Origin of the sequence: Shewanella sp. (assembly GCF_051658185.1) — a bacterium.
Classification (GTDB): Bacteria; Pseudomonadota; Gammaproteobacteria; order Enterobacterales; family Shewanellaceae; genus Shewanella.
Genome location: NZ_JBOFMC010000313.1, coordinates 1 through 1,637 on the forward strand (window position 1 = coordinate 1; position 1,637 = coordinate 1,637).

Below are 1,637 nucleotides of genomic sequence, written 5' to 3' on the forward strand. Positions count from 1 at the left end.
ACCATCAATCTCTTAACGGCGTTTTAGCGCCAATATCTTAACAAAACCTTATCGCCACCACAGAATACACAAAAAACCACAGCAAATAATCTACACAACCCCAACCTTAATGCAAATAAGCCCTCGAGTCGAGATTTTACCCCATTGCCGGTTTTAGCCGAGCAGGATCCAGCCAAGATAATCAGCAGCAGGCTCATCACAAAATAAAAACGGCCGAACTGACTACAGTTCGGCCGTTTTGTGCTCCCCAACCTATTAGGGCATTGCTCGGTTTTATCACCGCGGGGAAGCATTCTCCCTATTTGGCGGTGAGCAGCATCAGTCTGTGTATAGGTAGGCAAATGCCATTGCATTAAGTTCCACCGCCTAAAAAATATCTGCAAACACCTCCGAAACGATTTACTCGCTGGCCCTGTCAAGGCTCTCCGTACAACATGCCATGTTAGCACTCAAGTTTGATCTTTGTGATATCAAAACTCGCAGTTCAAATCTGAGTGGGCAGCAGGCATGCCCGACTAAAATGCGTGATTCATCCGCGTCAGTAAATTTAGCAGCACTGCACGCTCCTCTGCACTCATATTCGCGGTCAGGTCCGTGGTCAATTGCAGATGCAAGGCATCATGCTCAAGAAACAGGGCGCGGCCTTTATCGGTGAGCTCAACTAAAATAGAACGCCTATCCGACTCGTGCGGACGGCGGTTGACCCACTGAGCCTTTACCATTTTATCAATCTGCACCGTCAGGGTGCCCGTGGTCACGCCGATTTTACTTGCCAGCTCCTTCATCCTCATGGCGCCGTGCCCCCCCAGTAATTCAATGGCATGCACCTGCGATAGGCTAATGCCCTTATCGCGGACGACGGCATGCTCCCAAGAGGAAAGTTTTTCGTAAAACTCCACTATCGCATGGTTTAACCTTTGCTCGGTGGAGTGCATTGGCCCTGCCACTGACACTGTTTGCCCCCCTTCTGCTTGACTCCCTTCTGCTTGATGCTGTTTTGTTTGACACGCTGCTACTGGGATCAGCACCTGTTGGCCCTCTTCTCCAACGTGCTTTGTCGCCATGTCCTCTTCCGTCATGTGCGTTGCCGTTATGTGCGTTGGCGCGTTAGTCATAGCGGCGCCTCTTGGCAACACTCAGGCTGGCGACAGGTATGCAGCTCAATGGTGATATGGGATAACTCCGAGAATTGTGCGAGTAACTGATTGAAATAAGCCACCTCTTTAGGGGAATGGGACACAATAGACACCAGCAGCGCGTGGTGATCCGCGCTGACGCGCCAAATGTGCAGATCGACAACCTGATGATCAGGCACTGCTTCAATGGTGGCCTTAATTTGTTCGGGCAATGAGGGCGTTACCCCAGCATCGAGCAAAATGGGACTCGTTTGTTGGATAAGACCCCACGCCCAGCGGCTGATGATCGCCGCCCCCACAATCCCCATCAGCGGATCTAGCCAAGTCAGCCCCATGTATTTACCAAACAGTAGGGCGCCAATGGCCAGTATGGAGGTTAAGGCATCGGCTAAAACATGGAAGTAAGCCGCGCGCAAATTATGGTCATGGCCGCCATGAAAATGTTCCTCATGCTCATGCTCATGCTCATGCTCATGCTCATGCTCATGCTCATGCTCATGC

2 protein-coding genes are annotated in these 1,637 nt (G+C 51.1%); both read right to left on the reverse strand.

The features are described 5' to 3' along the window. Window positions 1–515 precede the first annotated feature (515 nt). On the reverse strand, window positions 516–935 hold the full coding sequence (locus ACRCZA_RS11940) for a MarR family winged helix-turn-helix transcriptional regulator (protein ID WP_438674654.1): 420 nt from the start codon (window positions 933–935) through the stop codon (window positions 516–518). Window positions 936–1,111: 176 nt separating this feature from the next. Continuing rightward, window positions 1,112–1,637: cation diffusion facilitator family transporter (locus ACRCZA_RS11945; protein WP_438674653.1), on the reverse strand; the 526-nt coding region annotated here is incomplete at its 5' end.